This is a genomic window from Mesorhizobium ventifaucium (assembly GCF_935822925.1).
Lineage (GTDB): Bacteria > Pseudomonadota > Alphaproteobacteria > Rhizobiales > Rhizobiaceae > Mesorhizobium > Mesorhizobium ventifaucium.
This window is the reverse complement of the sequence record NZ_CAKXZS010000002.1, coordinates 27,952-42,587: the sequence shown is the minus strand read 5'-3', so window position 1 is coordinate 42,587 and position 14,636 is coordinate 27,952. Positions and strand designations below refer to the sequence as shown.

Annotated in this window: 15 protein-coding genes and 1 riboswitch; of the genes, 7 read left to right on the top strand and 8 right to left on the bottom strand. The window is 63.5% G+C overall.

Annotation, left to right across the window (positions count from 1 at the left end; all coding sequences use genetic code 11):
- Nucleotides 1-7: 7 nt before the first annotated feature.
- The 4 genes from NMG70_RS01415 to NMG70_RS01400 form a co-directional block, all read right to left on the bottom strand.
- Entirely contained in the window at nucleotides 8-307 is a 300-nt protein-coding gene (locus NMG70_RS01415) for a CcdB family protein (RefSeq protein WP_254022875.1), read from the bottom strand.
- Entirely contained in the window at nucleotides 307-549 is a 243-nt protein-coding gene (locus NMG70_RS01410) for a type II toxin-antitoxin system CcdA family antitoxin (RefSeq protein WP_254022874.1), read from the bottom strand. Before NMG70_RS01410 ends, NMG70_RS01415 begins: the two co-directional genes overlap by 1 nt.
- A 67-nt stretch (nucleotides 550-616) precedes the next feature.
- On the bottom strand, nucleotides 617-2,437 hold the full coding sequence (locus NMG70_RS01405; RefSeq protein WP_254022873.1) for an ABC-F family ATP-binding cassette domain-containing protein: 1,821 nt from the start codon (nucleotides 2,435-2,437) through the stop codon (nucleotides 617-619).
- 1 nt (nucleotide 2,438) lies between these two features.
- Nucleotides 2,439-3,083, bottom strand: coding sequence for a thiamine diphosphokinase (locus NMG70_RS01400; protein WP_254022872.1), 645 nt, complete (start codon nucleotides 3,081-3,083; stop codon nucleotides 2,439-2,441).
- A gap of 118 nt (nucleotides 3,084-3,201) precedes the next feature.
- Nucleotides 3,202-3,315: riboswitch (TPP riboswitch) on the top strand.
- 43 nt (nucleotides 3,316-3,358) lie between these two features.
- Between NMG70_RS01400 and thiB the strand changes: the two genes are divergently transcribed.
- From thiB to NMG70_RS01380, 4 genes are all read left to right on the top strand, one after another.
- Complete coding sequence (gene thiB / locus NMG70_RS01395; RefSeq protein WP_254022871.1) at nucleotides 3,359-4,372, top strand: thiamine ABC transporter substrate binding subunit; 1,014 nt, start codon at nucleotides 3,359-3,361, stop codon at nucleotides 4,370-4,372.
- A gap of 248 nt (nucleotides 4,373-4,620) precedes the next feature.
- On the top strand, nucleotides 4,621-6,240 hold the full coding sequence (thiP, locus tag NMG70_RS01390; protein WP_254022870.1) for a thiamine/thiamine pyrophosphate ABC transporter permease: 1,620 nt from the start codon (nucleotides 4,621-4,623) through the stop codon (nucleotides 6,238-6,240).
- Nucleotides 6,237-7,007, top strand: a complete 771-nt coding sequence (thiQ, locus tag NMG70_RS01385) for a thiamine ABC transporter ATP-binding protein (protein ID WP_254022869.1) — start codon at nucleotides 6,237-6,239, stop codon at nucleotides 7,005-7,007. Before thiP ends, thiQ begins: the two co-directional genes overlap by 4 nt.
- Before the next feature lie 292 nt (nucleotides 7,008-7,299).
- Complete coding sequence (locus tag NMG70_RS01380) at nucleotides 7,300-8,727, top strand: M48 family metalloprotease (protein WP_254022955.1); 1,428 nt, start codon at nucleotides 7,300-7,302, stop codon at nucleotides 8,725-8,727.
- Between the two features lie 226 nt (nucleotides 8,728-8,953).
- On the opposite strand, the gene NMG70_RS01375 is transcribed toward NMG70_RS01380, so the two are convergent.
- Entirely contained in the window at nucleotides 8,954-9,817 is an 864-nt protein-coding gene (locus NMG70_RS01375; protein WP_254022868.1) for an RNA polymerase factor sigma-32, read from the bottom strand.
- Nucleotides 9,818-10,149: 332 nt separating this feature from the next.
- Between NMG70_RS01375 and NMG70_RS01370 the strand changes: the two genes are divergently transcribed.
- The 3 genes from NMG70_RS01370 (at nucleotide 10,150) to NMG70_RS01360 (ending at nucleotide 12,535) form a co-directional block, all read left to right on the top strand.
- Complete coding sequence (locus NMG70_RS01370; RefSeq protein WP_254022867.1) at nucleotides 10,150-10,923, top strand: amino acid ABC transporter substrate-binding protein; 774 nt, start codon at nucleotides 10,150-10,152, stop codon at nucleotides 10,921-10,923.
- Nucleotides 10,924-11,084: 161 nt separating this feature from the next.
- The gene (locus NMG70_RS01365) at nucleotides 11,085-11,765 is read left to right on the top strand and encodes an ABC transporter permease subunit (RefSeq protein ID WP_254022866.1); all 681 of its coding nucleotides are present in this window, start codon (nucleotides 11,085-11,087) and stop codon (nucleotides 11,763-11,765) included.
- Complete coding sequence (locus NMG70_RS01360) at nucleotides 11,762-12,535, top strand: amino acid ABC transporter ATP-binding protein (protein ID WP_254022865.1); 774 nt, start codon at nucleotides 11,762-11,764, stop codon at nucleotides 12,533-12,535. Before NMG70_RS01365 ends, NMG70_RS01360 begins: the two co-directional genes overlap by 4 nt.
- Before the next feature lie 98 nt (nucleotides 12,536-12,633).
- Here the strand turns inward: NMG70_RS01360 and NMG70_RS01355 are convergent, their stop codons facing one another.
- From NMG70_RS01355 to NMG70_RS01345, 3 genes are all read right to left on the bottom strand, one after another.
- Nucleotides 12,634-13,215 carry a CarD family transcriptional regulator gene (locus NMG70_RS01355; RefSeq protein ID WP_027152934.1) on the bottom strand — a complete coding sequence of 194 codons (582 nt, stop codon included), beginning with the start codon at nucleotides 13,213-13,215 and terminating at the stop codon, nucleotides 12,634-12,636.
- A gap of 464 nt (nucleotides 13,216-13,679) precedes the next feature.
- The gene (gene fdxA / locus NMG70_RS01350; RefSeq protein WP_023803892.1) at nucleotides 13,680-14,018 is read right to left on the bottom strand and encodes a ferredoxin FdxA; all 339 of its coding nucleotides are present in this window, start codon (nucleotides 14,016-14,018) and stop codon (nucleotides 13,680-13,682) included.
- Nucleotides 14,019-14,238: 220 nt separating this feature from the next.
- On the bottom strand, nucleotides 14,239-14,625 hold the full coding sequence (locus NMG70_RS01345; RefSeq protein WP_254022864.1) for an RNA-binding S4 domain-containing protein: 387 nt from the start codon (nucleotides 14,623-14,625) through the stop codon (nucleotides 14,239-14,241).
- Between the last annotated feature and the right edge of the window lie 11 nt (nucleotides 14,626-14,636).

The following is a 14,636-nucleotide window of genomic DNA, read 5'->3' as shown; positions in this document are numbered from 1 at the left end:
CTTCGGCTCAGAAGCCCTGGAACAGCATGTCGAGCGCGGCCACGATGTCGTCGTGACGACTGGAAAGATTCCCTTCGGCAGCAGGCAATTCAGAAGCCATCAAGGCTGAAATGAATTGCGTGACCATGACATGGTCACTGCCGTTGATAGGAAAGGTGGGGTTTAGCCGGCGGCCCGGCACCGGGGCCATGTTGGGCGGCATCAACGGGATGACGACCCTTGTGTTTAGACCTTCAAGAAGATCAGCCTGAACGTCGAGGAGATAGCCGTCGCCTTCTGTTCTCCGGTAGAAATCGTAACGCGCCATCAAAACGGCCGGTACTTGGCTAGTGGCAATCCGTTGCGCCTGACATAGTCGTTAGAGCTCTCGATCGCCTCCCTGTTTTCCTCCTGCCACCGACGCGCTTTTTCGGCTGAAATTGCCCTGGCAATGCCCTTCTCGGCGGCGCGAGATATGTTGATACCGAGCGCCTTGGCGTCCTCGATCAATCTGGAGTCAATGGAGGTATTGACCGATTTTCGTTGGGCTTTTGGAGTCGATGGAAGCATGGAGCAACTCCCATTCATGCGCATTAAATTTGCCCATAAGATAGGCGCATAAAAGTACCTTTGCAACCTACCCCTCCATCTCCTCGCGCAACATTTCAAGTTCCAGCCATTCCTCCTCGAGCGCTGCCAGCGTGGCGCGCTCCTTGTCGAGGGCGGCGATAGTCTTCTGGAATGAGGCCGGGTCGCGCTCGTAATAGGCCGGGTCGGCGATGTTGTCCTCCAGCCGTGATATCGAGGCGGTCACCGCCTCGATCTTCTTGGGCAGCGAGTCCAGCGCGAATTTTTGCTTGAACGACAGTTTTTTCGCCGAGCCCTTCGGCGCAGCTGCTTCGGTCCTGCCTGCCGCCGCCACTTCGCTGGTCTCGGCCTTCGCCCGTGCCTTGCGGTCGTCCAGCCTGGTGCCGCCGCGCTGCGCCAGCATGTCGGAATAGCCGCCGGCATATTCGATCCAGCGGCCGCCGCCGTCCGGCGCGATCAGGCTGGTCACCGTGCGGTCGAGGAAATCGCGGTCGTGGCTGACCAGGATGACGGTGCCGGCAAAACCGGCGACCAGTTCCTGCAGCAGTTCCAGCGTCTCGATGTCGAGATCGTTGGTCGGCTCGTCGAGCACCAAAAGATTTGCCGGCCGCGCCAGCACGCGGGCGAGCAGCAGCCGCGCCCGCTCGCCGCCCGAAAGCTCGCGCACCGGCGTGCGCGCCTGTTCCGGCTTGAACAGGAAGTCCTTCATGTAGGAGACGACATGGCGCTGCTCGCCGTTGATGACGAGGTTCTCGCCGCGGCCGTCGGTGAGATACTGCGCCAGCGTCTCTTGCGGGTCGACCGCATCGCGTTTCTGGTCGAGCGTGGCGATCTCCAGATTGGTGCCGAGTCGCACCGTGCCTGAGTCCGGCTTCAATTCGCCGGTCAGCATCTTCAGCAGCGTCGTCTTGCCGGCGCCGTTTGGGCCGACCAGGCCGACGCGGTCGCCGCGCTGGATGCGGGTCGAGAAGCCCCTGACCACAGTGAGGTCGCCAAAGCTCTTCTCGATGTTCTTGGCCTCGATCACCAGCTTGCCGGATTCGGCGGCGTCGCTGGCCACCATGGTCGCCGCACCCTCGGCGCCGCGATGGCCGCGAAAGCGCTGGCGCATGGTCTGCAATTCGCCGAGCCGGCGCATGTTGCGCTTGCGCCTAGCCGTCACACCATAGCGCAACCAGTGCTCCTCGCGCACGATCTGGCGGCCAAGCTTGTGCTGCTCGCGCTCTTCTTCTTCCAGCACGGTGTCGCGCCATTCCTCGAAATGGCCAAAGCCCTTGTCCAGCCTGCGGGTCTGGCCGCGATCGAGCCAGACGGTGGCGCGCGACACGCGCTCGAGGAAGCGGCGGTCGTGCGAGATGACCATAAGCGCCGAAGAGGTGCGGGCAAGCTCCTCCTCCAGCCATTCGATGACCGACAGGTCGAGATGGTTGGTCGGCTCATCGAGGAGGAGAATGTCGGGCTCCGGCGCCATGACGCGGGCAAGGGCAGCGCGGCGGGCTTCGCCGCCGGAGAGATCGTTCGGCCGTTCCTCGCCGGTCAGGCCGAGATGCTCCATCAGATAGGTGGCGCGGTAGGGATCGTCGGCGGGTCCGAGCCCCGCCTCGACATAGGCGCGGACGCTGGCGAAACCATCCATGTCGGGCATTTGCGGCAGGTAGCGCACCGTTGCCGAAGGCTGGCGGAACACCTCGCCGTCCTGCGGCTCGATCAATCCCGCAGCGATCTTCAGCAACGTCGACTTGCCCGAGCCGTTGCGGCCGACCAGAGCGATCTTGTCGCCCGCCGAGGCCGTCAGTTCCGCCCCGTCGAGCAGCGGCGTGCCACCAAAAGTCAGTTTTATGCCGTCGAGATTGAGATGTGGCGGCGCCATGTCAGCTTTCAGGTAAGGGAAATGGGTGGGCGAGCAACAGCGCGCGGCCGCTGCCCAGCGCGACTTCGAGCCGGCCCTTGACCTCGTTGGAAATGGTCAGCGACGAGCCGAACGCCATTTCGACATGGTTCAGCGGCCATTTGGCGCCGGACACGGTCAGACCGGCAAGGTCGGAGAAGCCGAGAATCGAAAACAGCATGCCGTCGGCGTAGTCGAAGCCGGCCTTTCCGGGAAGCAAGGGGACGCCTTCCTGTGCGCCGCTGGTCATCAGCACCTTTACGCCGGCTTCAGCCAGCCGGACGCTGAGCGCCAGGTGCAGGAAGGCGTGGTCGGTGCGCTTGCCGCCGAACCCGCCGGCCAGCACGAGGCTGGTCGCGCCGCGTTCGAGCGCGGCGGCGATAGCCAGTTCGCCGTCGGTCTTGTCCTTCTCTGCCGGAAACACCTGGCGGGGCACGGCGGCGAGCTCGTCCGGCAGATCCGCCGGCACCGAATCGAAGTCGCCGACCCAGAGTTCCGGCGTCAGGCTCAGCGTCCGGGCATGGCTCATGCCGGCGTCGGCAGCGATGACACGCGTGCCTTCGACCTGGCGGTCGAGCAGCGGCGTGCGGATAAGGTCGCCGCCAAGCAGGATGGTGAATTTGCTCATTATGCGTGGCCCTTACCAGCCCTGCCTGCGAAACGGAAGGCCGAGTTCCGGATGCCCGGCAAACTTCCGCCCGACAAACTTACGCTTGCGCGGCAGTTGGGCCGGGCCTATGTGTCGAAACGCTCTAACGGGGTGCTGGACGCGATCTTCGCGGACCAGCTGAGAGGCAACCTGCCAACCCGCTGAACCTGATCCGGTTTGTACCGGCGGAGGGATTAGACGTTTCGGACAGCCCGACGCCTCAATTCCTTTCAACGCCAACGAAGGAGGCGCCGATGCGCACTTTTTTATACACTGTTGTTTCGGCAGTGCTGCTTGCGTCAACCGTTCTCGCCGGCATCGGGCCGGCATTCGCGCAGGAAAAACTCACCGTCTATACCTATGAGAGCTTCACCGCCGATTGGGGTCCAGGCCCGGCGGTCAAGAAGGCGTTCGAGGCCGAATGCGGCTGTACTCTCGAATTCGTCGCGGTCGCCGACGGCGTCGCCCTGCTCAACCGCGTCAGGCTGGAAGGGGCTGCGACCAAGGCCGACATCGTGCTCGGCCTCGACACCAATCTGACGGCGGAAGCCAAGGCCACCGGCCTGTTTTCGCCGCATGGCGCCGTCATCGATGTCAATGTGCCGGGCGGCTGGAGCGACGATATTTTCGTGCCGTTCGACTACGGCTATTTCGCCGTCGTCTACGACACTGAAAAGCTGAAGACGCCGCCGAAGAGCCTGAAGGAACTGGTCGAGGGCAATGCCGATGAGAAGATCGTCATCCAGGATCCGCGCACCTCGACGCCCGGTCTCGGCCTGCTGCTGTGGGTGAGGTCGGTTTATGGCGACAAGGCGCCGGAAGCCTGGGCCAAGCTTAAGGCAAAGGTGCTCACCGTGACGCCCGGCTGGAGCGAGGCCTACGGCCTGTTCACCAAGGGCGAGGCGCCGATGGTGCTGTCTTATACCACGTCGCCGGCCTATCACATGGTCGCCGAAAACACCGAACGCTATCAGGCGGCGTCCTTCGAGGAGGGTCAGTATCTGCAAATCGAGGTTGCCGGCATCACCACGTCAGGTGCGAAGAACCCGTTGGCGAAACAGTTCCTGACTTTCATGACCGGGCCGAAGTTCCAGGATGTCATTCCCGAGACCAACTGGATGTTCCCGGCCGGCAAGCCCGAGAAGCCGCTCAATCCGGCTTTCGACAAGCTCGTCAAGCCGACCAAGACGTTGCTGTTCAGCCCGGAAGAGGTCGCCGCCAACCGCAAGGCCTGGGTCGACGAATGGCTGTCGATGATGAGCAAGTAATCGTGGCGAGCTGATCAAGGTGATCACCCTACGGCGCCCCCCTCTGTCCTGCCGGACATCTCCCCCACAAGGGGGGAGATTGGCAGCTTCGTGGACGGCACTCTTCCTGCAACGTTGGCGATTGGCGAATGCAGAGGTGACGTCCGATCTCCCCCCTCGTGGGGGAGATGTCCGGCAGGACAGAGGGGGGCGCGAAGGAACGCGACCTTCATCCGGTCAAATAACAGTCCCCAGTCATGTGGTGCAGAGTGCTACACGCACCCCTTTCTGATCCCCGCGTCACCACCGGCACCATTGCGCTTGCCGCTGTTGCGCTGCTGGTCGGCGGCGCGTTCGCCGGGCTCATCGTGGAAGGCGCACGCGATCCGTCCGGCGCCGCGTCGGCCTTCGATTCCTACCTCTTCCGCGTCGCCCGCTTCACGCTGTGGCAGGCATTGCTGTCGACACTGCTTTCCGTCGTGCCGGCGCTGTTCGTGGCGCGGGCGCTGGCGCGGCATCCGCGCTTCTTTGGTCGCGGCCTGATCCTGCAGCTCTTCGCCGTGCCGCTCGCGCTGCCGGCCATCGTCGCAGCACTCGGGATTCTGGCACTCTATGGCCGTGCCGGCTATTTCGCCGGCGTGCTCAGCGCGATTGGCGGTCAGGGCTGGCCGGGCATATACGGCCTGTCCGGCATACTCGTCGCCCATGTCTTCTTCAACCTGCCGTTGGCCACGCGGCTGTTCCTCGAAGCGCTTGGGACAGTGCCGGACGACCAGTGGCGGTTGGCGAGCCAGCTCGGCATGGGCGCCAGACCCGCCTTCCGGCTGATCGAATGGCCGGCGCTGCGCGCGGCGCTGCCGGGGGTCGCCGGGCTTGTGTTCATGCTCTGCATCACATCCTTTACCATCGTGCTCACGCTGGGCGGCGGGCCGCGCGCGACGACGCTGGAGGTCGCCATCTACCAGGCGCTGCGTTTCGATTTCGATCCTGCCCGCGCGGTGACGCTGACAGTGCTGCAGATCGCGCTGACCTTCGTCGTCGTGCTGGCATTGATGCGGCTCGGCGCCAACACCGTCGGCGACGCCAACCTGCCGGTGGCTTCGCGCCGGTATCTTTCGGCCGGCGCCGCCGAGACCGTGCTGAACGCAGCATTGATCCTCCTCGCTTTGCTGTTCGTCGCCGGGCCGATGGCGGCCACGGTGACGTCCGGCCTTGAGGCCGATCTCGGCCGGCTGGCGGGCGAGAGCGCGGTGCGGCAAGCGACGCTGACCAGCGCCGTGCTCGCCTTGCTGGCGGCGCTGCTTTCAGTGGCGCTGTCGCTGGCGCTGGTCATGGCACGACGGGCGCTGGCCTTGAGGCGTCGCGTCGGCGCCAAGACGCTGCTCGAATACGCCACCGATACCGGCGCCGGCTTCGTCCTCGTCGTGCCGCCCGTCGTCATCGGCGCCGGCTGGTTCCTGCTCCTGCGTTCCGTCAGCGACGTCTTTGCCATCGCCCCTGTCATGGTCGTCGCGGTCAATGCGGTGATGGCGATGCCGTTTGCCATCCGCGCCATTCGCCCCGGCTATGATGCGGCGAGTGAACGCCACGAACGGCTCTGTTTGCTGCTTGGCATTTCGGGTTGGAACCGTTTCCGGCTGGTCGACTGGCCGTCGCTACGGCGGCCGCTCGCCACCGGTTTCGCGTTCGCCATGGCTTTGTCGCTCGGCGATCTCGGCGTCATTGCCCTGTTTGGCAGCGACTCCCTGCAGACACTGCCTTATCTCTTGCTGGCCCGCATGGGCAGCTATCGCACGATGGACGCGGCCGGCCTGGCATTGCTGCTCGGGCTGGTCTGTCTCGCGCTTGTCCTGGCCGCGGACTGGCTGGGGCGGGGGGAAAAATCATGACGCTCAACAGCGAAAACGGTACGGCTGTGCGGCTGGAAAAGGTCTCGTTCAGCTATGGCGAAGCGCCGTTTTTATTCGATGTCGAGTTTGCCGCCTCGAAGATCACCGCCATCATGGGGCCGAGCGGCTCGGGAAAATCAACGCTACTCAACCTGGTGGCCGGCTTCGAGACGCCGCGATCGGGCCGTGTGCTGATCGGTGGCGGCGATGTCGGCGCCAAATCGCCTTCGGCGCGGCCAGTGTCGATGGTGTTCCAGGAAAACAATCTCTTCGCCCATCTTTCGGTCGAACGAAATGCCGGCCTTGGCCGCTCGCCGTCGCTCAGGCTGACCGAGGCCGACCACGCTGCAATCGCCGCGGCGCTCAAGCGCGTCGGCCTTGCCGGCAAGCAACAGCGGCTGCCGCGCGAACTCTCCGGCGGCGAGCGGCAGCGCGTCGCGCTCGCTCGCGTCCTGGTGCGCGACCGGCCGGTGCTCTTGCTCGACGAACCGTTCGCCTCGCTCGGACCGGCCTTGCGCGACGACATGCTCGATCTGGTAGCCGGCCTGCATGCGGAGCGGCGCATGACGGTGCTGTTCGTCACGCATCAGCCGGAGGATGCCCACCGTATCGGCCAGGACATGGTGTTCCTGGACAATGGCACGGTTGCCGCAACCGGGACTGTCGCCGATTTTTTTACCAAGGCTGGACCGGAGGCCTTCCGGCGCTATATCGGTGCAGGTCCGTTTGGCGCAGGATCACAAGATATTGCCCGGAAGCGGACATAATTTACGGCCAAACCGGCTCCAGGCGATGTGGCGTTTGCTTGCCATGGTCAAAGTAGTGTGGCTAGGTCCTTGGATACTGTTCCGGCATAGGTTGTGATTTGCCACTACGGTGCCATCCGTGCTCGTGGGCGCGAAGGACGCTGTGGCAGTTGATTTTGCGCATGTTCTGAAAATCGATGCCCGATTTTCGGGGCCATGTGCTTAGACCCGAAAGGAAGCTGTTCTGCCAACCGGCACCGACAGAGTGAGAAGGAAACTGCTGGCGCGCTTCCTGGCGCTGGCCGGCTTTGCCATGGCGCTGGCAAGCTGCCAGATGTTCACGCCTCCGGACGTTCAGGAATCCGGCTTCCAGCCTTCCAGCAAGCCGGTCACCGTCGACAATGTTGCCGCCAACAGCAAGCTCGCCGAAATGGCCAAGGCGCAGCATCCGCGCATCCTGGCGACCTATGGCGGCGAATATTCCGACCCCAAGCTCGAGCGCATGGTGGCCAAGGTCGTCGGCAGCCTGACCGTGGTGTCGGCCAACCCGAGCCAGACCTACCGCATTACGATCCTCAATTCGCCCAACGTCAACGCTTTTGCATTGCCGGGCGGCTATCTCTACATCACGCGCGGCCTGTTGGCCCTGGCCAACGATTCGGCCGAGCTCGCCGCGGTCATCGCGCATGAGATGGGCCACGTCACCGCAAACCACGGCTTGCAGCGCCAGCAGCTCGAGGCCGAGGAGGGCTTTGCAACCAAGGTCGTCTCGGATGTGCTCGGCGACAGTCCGACCGCCAAGGCGGCACTGATCCGCGGCAAGCTGCGGCTTGCCCAGTTCTCCCGCAATCAGGAACTGGAGGCCGACAGCATCGGCATCAAGTCGATCGGCGAGGCGGGCTTCGATCCGTTTGCCGCCGGCCGCTTCCTGCAATCCATGTCGGCCTACACCGATTTCCGCTCGATCAGCGGCGCCACCGACGCAAGCCTCGACTTCCTGGCAACGCACCCCAACACCCCCCAGCGCATCGATCTGGCGCAGCGCCATGCCCGCCAGTTCGGCGCGCCCGGCGTCGGCACGCGCGACCGCGCCGCCTTCCTCGCCGGCATAGACGGCCTGCTCTATGGCGACACGCCGGAGGAAGGCTATGTGCGTGGCGAAACCTTCCTGCATCCAGGGCTCGGCGTGTCGTTCTCAGTGCCCGACGGCTTCATCATCGACAACTCGGCCGCGGCTGTGACGGCAACCGGGCCGGGCGACATAGCGATCCGCTTCGACGGCGTCTCGATCGACAAAAACCGCTCGCTGACCGACTACATCCGCAGCGGCTGGGTGGCCGGTCTCGACGAAAGCAGCGTGCGCCAGGAAACAATCAACGGCAACGAGGCGGCGACGGCGCATGCCAGCGCCGAGGGCTGGCAGTTCGGAATTGCGGTGATCCGCGCCGGCGGCCAGGTCTACCGGCTGCTGACGGCAGCCCCCTCCGCCAGCACCTCGCTGGACGCGGTGGCGCGCTCGGTCAGCGGCTCATTCCGTATCTTGAGTGCGGCCGAAAAAGCGGCGCTGAAGCCGCTGCATATCCGCGTCGTCACGGTCCGGCCCGGACAGACCATGGGCTCGCTCGCGGCGCAGATGGTCGGCGTCGACCGCAAGCTCGACCTGTTCAGGGTGCTCAATGCGATGTCGCCCGGCGCAGCCGTTTCGGCCGGCGATAAGGTCAAGATCATCACCGACAGATAGGGTATGTCGATATGCCGGCCTGCAAACGGCAGTTTCCTGCGCTTCCGGCCTTCGCCGGCCGAAGCGCTCATGAGTGGTCGCGGCAGTTAAGGCTACGGCCGGCGTAGGCCGGTGCTCACGTACTTTGAGTACGCTCCGCTCCGGTTCTCGGAAACCACCTAGTTTGGTCGCTTCGCGCCCGTCTTCGACTCCGGCTCGGCCCAACCTGAATCTCAACACACCCTGATTAGGCGGCGGTCGCAAGAAACTCGGGGTTTTGCTTCACCAGCGCCACCTTGAGCTTTTCCATGGCGCGTGCCTCGATCTGGCGGACGCGTTCCTTGGAGATGCCGAGCGCCTCACCGAGGGCTTCGAGCGTCGCGCCCTCGTCGCTCAACCGGCGTTCCTCGATGATCCTGAGCTCGCGGGCGTTGAGCGCGCCGAGCGCGGTTTTCAGCCAGTTAGAGCGGCGTTCGACATCGATCGTGTCGCCCACGACTTCGTCCGGCAAAGGATCGTCGGAAATCAGGAAATCCATCCGCTCGGTGGCGCCCGAATCATCGGCGAGCGGCTGGTTGAGCGAACTATCAGGGGCCGAAAGGCGCGAATCCATCATCGCCACGTCGGCCTCGGAGACGCCGAGCGCCACCGACACCTCGCGGTAGAGCGAGGTGTTCGAGATCGGCTCGGCACCGTTCGCCAAGCGGGCGCGCAGGCGCCGCAAATTGAAGAACAGCGCCTTCTGCGCCGAACTGGTGCCGCCGCGCACGATCGACCAGTTGCGCAGGATATAGTCCTGCATCGAGGCACGGATCCACCACGTCGCATAGGTCGAAAACCGCACCTCGCGCTCCGGTTCGAAACGGGCTGCTGCCTCCAGCAGGCCGACATGGCCTTCCTGCACCAAGTCGCCCAGCGGCAGGCCATAGTGGCGGAACTTCGAGGCCATGGAAATGACCAGCCGCATATGCGCCATGGCGATTTGGTGCAGTGCCTGCTGGTCGTTGTTTTGCTTCCAGCGCAGCGCGAGAACATGCTCCTCGTCGCGCTCGAGATAGGGGGCTTTCATCGCCGCGCGGACCATGGTTCGCCCTGCCGTATCTTCCATCATGCCACGCTCCCTCTTCCGGGCGTTGCGGTGCGATCGCTCGACCCTGCGCTGGCATCGTGGTTGAATTGGCGACGCCGCGCCCTACAACAGCCAACAAACGTGCCATGCGCGCGAATGGTTCCGCCGCTGATGTCGCGTGGATTGCACTGTCCGACAGCTCGATGCGGCGGTCGCTCCTCGGCCGGCTGGCGTGACTCACTGTAGTTTTGAGAATTGGATTCCGAAAGCGTCTCATTTTTGAAATCTGATTCCTTATTTCGCCAGCCTACATCTGTCAGTTTCCGGCGCTGACAAATGCGCCGGACGCCGGCCAATGACGGGATCACAGAAAAATGAAATGGCTCAAATCGCTTATCGTTGCCGCAACACTGCAGGTACTGGCAGGCACATCAGGCCATGCCGGCGCCAATCTCGATCAGATCAAGCAGGCCGGTGTCTTCAAGGTCGGCACGGAAGGTACCTATGCCCCCTTCACCTATCATGATGCCTCGGGCGCACTGGTCGGCTTCGACGTCGAGATTGCCAAGGCGATCGCCGAGCGCCTCGGCGTCAAGGCCGAATTCCTCGAAGGTAAATGGGATGGGCTGATCGCCGGCCTCGACGCCAAGCGCTATGACGCCGTCATCAACCAGGTCGGCATCACCGAGGAACGCAAGGCCAAGTATGATTTTTCCGATCCCTATATTGCCTCCAAGGCGGTGCTGATCGTGCGCGGCGACAGTACCGACATCAAGAGCTTTGCCGATCTCAAGGGCAAGAAGGCGGCGCAGTCGCTGACCTCGAATTTCGGCAAGCTCGCCGAAGCGAACGGCGCCGAGCTGGTCGGCACTGATGGTTTCGACCAATCGATCCAGCTGCTTCTTACCGGCCGCGCCGATGCCACCATCAACGACAGCCTGTCCTTCCTCGATTTCAAGAAGCATAAGCCCGACGCCAATGTGAAGATCGCCGCCCAGGAAGAAAACGCCGACTATTCCGGCGTGCTCGTGCGCAAGGGCGATCCGGAACTGGTCACTGCCATCAATCAGGCGCTGGCCGATATCAAGGCCGACGGCACCTACCAGAAGATCGCCGACACTTACTTCGGCCAGGACGTTTCGAAGTAGCCTTTTCACGGGAGCGGGACTGTTGCCCGGCCCGCATGGCAAAGTATCGCGGCGAGCCGTCTTTGACGGCCGCCGCTTTTGGCGTGATATGACGACCCTATGTTCGCGCCTCGATGCTGCCGGATCGATTTTTGGGCGGCAATCTCGCAAGGAGGGTTTTCGTGCCGCACTGGCTGCAATTGATGCTGGATTCGTTGCCCACGCTGCTATGGGCGGCGCTGATCTTCACCGTGCCGCTAACGCTGCTGTCGTTCGCATTCGGTCTCTTCGTAGGACTGGTCGCAGCGCTCGTCCGGCTGTTCGGCCCGAAGCCGCTGGTCGCCGTGGTGCGCTTCTACGTCTGGATCTTCCGTGGCACGCCGCTTCTGGTGCAGCTCTTCCTGATCTTCTATGGCCTGCCCTCGGTCGGCATCCTGCTCGACGCCTTTTCAGCCGCGTTGATCGGCTTCACCCTCAATATCGGCGCCTATACGTCGGAAATCATCCGCGCCGTCATAGGCTCGGTGCCGAAGGGGCAGTGGGAGGCGGCCTATTCGATCGGCATGACCTGGGGCCAGGCGATGCGACGCACCATACTGCCGCAGGCCGGCCGCGTCGCGGTGCCGCCGCTGTCCAACACCTTCATCTCGCTGGTCAAGGATACATCGCTGGCCGCCGCCATCACGGTGCCGGAGATGTTCCAGGCGGCGCAGCGCATCGTCGCCACCACCTATGAGCCGCTGATCCTCTATGTCGAGGCTGCGGCTCTCTATCTGGCGCTGAGCTCGGTGCTGTCGGCGTTGCAGACGCGCCTGGAAAACCGGCTCAACCGCTATGGCGGCTTCCTGGAGGCGCGCTCATGATCGGCCTCACCGACATCGAGAAGCGCTTCGGCGACAACCTGGTGCTGAAGGGCGTGACCGTCACCATCGAGGAAGGCAGCGTCACCGCCCTTGTCGGTCCCTCGGGCGGCGGGAAAAGCACGCTTCTGCGCTGCATCAACCTGCTCGAGATCCCGACCTCGGGCACGGTGCGCATCGGCGACGACGCGCTCGAATTCCATCCCGGCGGCAAGGTTCCCGGCAGGGCCATCCAGCGGCTGCGGCTGCAGACCGGCATGGTGTTCCAGAATTTCCAGCTGTTCCCGCACCGCACGGCGATCGAAAACGTCATGGAGGGGCTGGTGACGGTGTTGAAATGGCCGACGGCGAGGGCGCGCGAGCGGGCGCTCGCTCTGCTCGAAAAGGTCGGGATGGCGCACAAGGCCGACGCCTGGCCGGCGACGCTGTCAGGCGGCCAGCAGCAACGCGTGGCGATCGCCCGGGCGTTGGCGCCATCGCCGAAGGTGCTGCTGTGCGACGAGCCGACCTCGGCCCTCGATCCGGAACTGGCGCAGGAGGTGGTCGACGTGCTCGGCCAGCTCGCCAGCGAGGGCACCACCATGGTGATGGCGACGCATGATCTGCGCCTCGCCTCCAAAATCGCGCAGGAAGTGGTGTTCCTCGACGCCGGCAGCGTCGTTGAGAAAGGCCCCGCTGCCGTTTTGTTCAGCAATCCGGAGCGCCGGCGAACCAAGCAGTTTATCGCGACGCTGAAGCAGGAGGGCGAGAAGGAAGCCGGCGGCGAAGCTTAAGGGGTGTCGCCCAAATAGTGCGTGGCGGGGTGACGGTCCCAAAAAACAAAAAACCCGGCGCGAGGCCGGGTTTTTCCAAATTCGAAGGCGAGAAGCGCTCAGGCTGCTTCTTCCTGCTCGGCTTCTTCGTTGTCGGCCTTGGCGCCGCGCTTCGGGCCCTTGTTGAGATTCACCTCGATGAGGCGCACCGCTTCGGTTTCCGACATGCGGTTGACGGCCGCGATCTCGCGCGCCATGCGGTCGAGTGCCGCCTCATAAAGCTGGCGTTCGGAATAGGACTGCTCCGGCTGGTTGTCGGCGCGGTAGAGGTCGCGCACAACTTCCGAGATCGAGATCAGGTCGCCGGAATTGATCTTCGCATCATATTCCTGGGCGCGGCGCGACCACATGGTGCGCTTGACCCGGGCGCGGCCCTGCACGACCTTCAGCGCGCGATCGACGTAATCCTCCTCCGACAGCTTGCGCATGCCGATCGAAGTCGCCTTGGCGACCGGAACCTTCAGACGCATCTTGTCTTTCTGGAAGTCGATGACGAACAGTTCCAGCTTGTGGCCCGCAACTTCCTGCTCGTCGATCGAGACGATCTGGCCAACGCCATGCGCCGGATAGACGATGTACTCGCCGGTCTTAAAACCGTGACGCGCTGCGCTGGACTTCTTCTGCGGGGTGATTGTTGCCATTACGCCATGAACTCCTTGGTGTGGAACCGGCATTCTGCCGGCCGAACTCGCGCGATCGGTTGACCGATCATTAGCCGCACAACGATTAAACCACCGGAAAAGCCAAGGCCGGCAAACCGCATACTTGCGACTGCCTGCCCCAGATCGCTCTGGTCCGGATTGAGAAATTCACCTTTCAGTGATTTGGGGCGTTTGCGCCATAAATCGACGTTGTGTCACCGGCATGTTTTGTTGATTTAGCACAAAAAGTCGGGAGAATCAAGGTTTTGCTGCACGCGCGAAGGTCAGCGCGATCTCCGCCTGTCAAGGCAGTTAACGTGCGGTGCCTATCATGACGCGTCATGCCGATCAAACCGGCGTCGCGATTACAGCGCCACGCTCCCGTTTTGGACGCGCAAGTGCTGTGACGCTTTGATCTTGCGCATAGTCCTTCCGAAAATCGGTCCCGATTTCGGGTCAGGGCGCTAGTCGCCCTGGCCGGGCTCGGGGGAGAAATATTTTTCGAACTTGCCGGCCTCGCCATCGAAGGATTTGGCGTCGGCCGGAGGCTCCTTCTTGGCCGTGATGTTGGGCCATTTATCGGCATATTCGGTGTTGATCTGCAGCCATTTGTCGAGCCCCGGCTCGGTGTCCGGCTTGATCGCGTCGGCCGGGCATTCCGGTTCGCAGACGCCACAGTCGATGCACTCGTCGGGATGAATGACGAGCATGTTCTCGCCCTCATAGAAACAGTCGACCGGACAGACCTCGATGCAGTCCATGTATTTGCATTTTATGCAATTATCGGTCACGACATAGGTCATCGGTCGGCTCCGGGACGTCCCTCAGGGCGACGTGCGTCCAAACGGACGCATAAGGTACGCTCTAACACTTTGAACCCACGCATCGTGTTTCCCAATGCGGCAGGCTTTTTTGGTGAGGTAACGTCTTTGCCCGCCGCTTGCAAGGGCAGCCATTGCCCGCGATGCCGGTGTTTCCGGAATGGAATTCCGGCCGAGCGATGCGACGAACGCCGGTCATGCGTCAGTCGTCGCCGAGCAGCCGGTCGGTCTCCCGGCGTTCCTTCTTGGTCGGGCGGCCGCTGCCGGCATCGCGCAGTGCGGGGATCGCATCGCGAACGGCCTCGCCCTTTGGCGTCGGCGGTGGCGAGATATCCTCGTAGAGCAGGCGCGCTTCCTCGGCGGGACCGCGCCGGCTCCCGGTGCCGAGCACCTTCCAGACGAAGATGCGCCGCTCGAGAGTGATGGTCAGGACGTCGCCGGCGCGGACCAGATCGGAGGCCTGCGCTGCTTTGTCGCGATTGATGCGAACGCGTCCGGCCACCACCAGCTTCGCTGCCAGCGAGCGCGATTTCACGGCACGCGAAAAGAACAGCCATTTGTCGATGCGCTGGCGGCCTTCGGAGACCATCGGAGCGAACG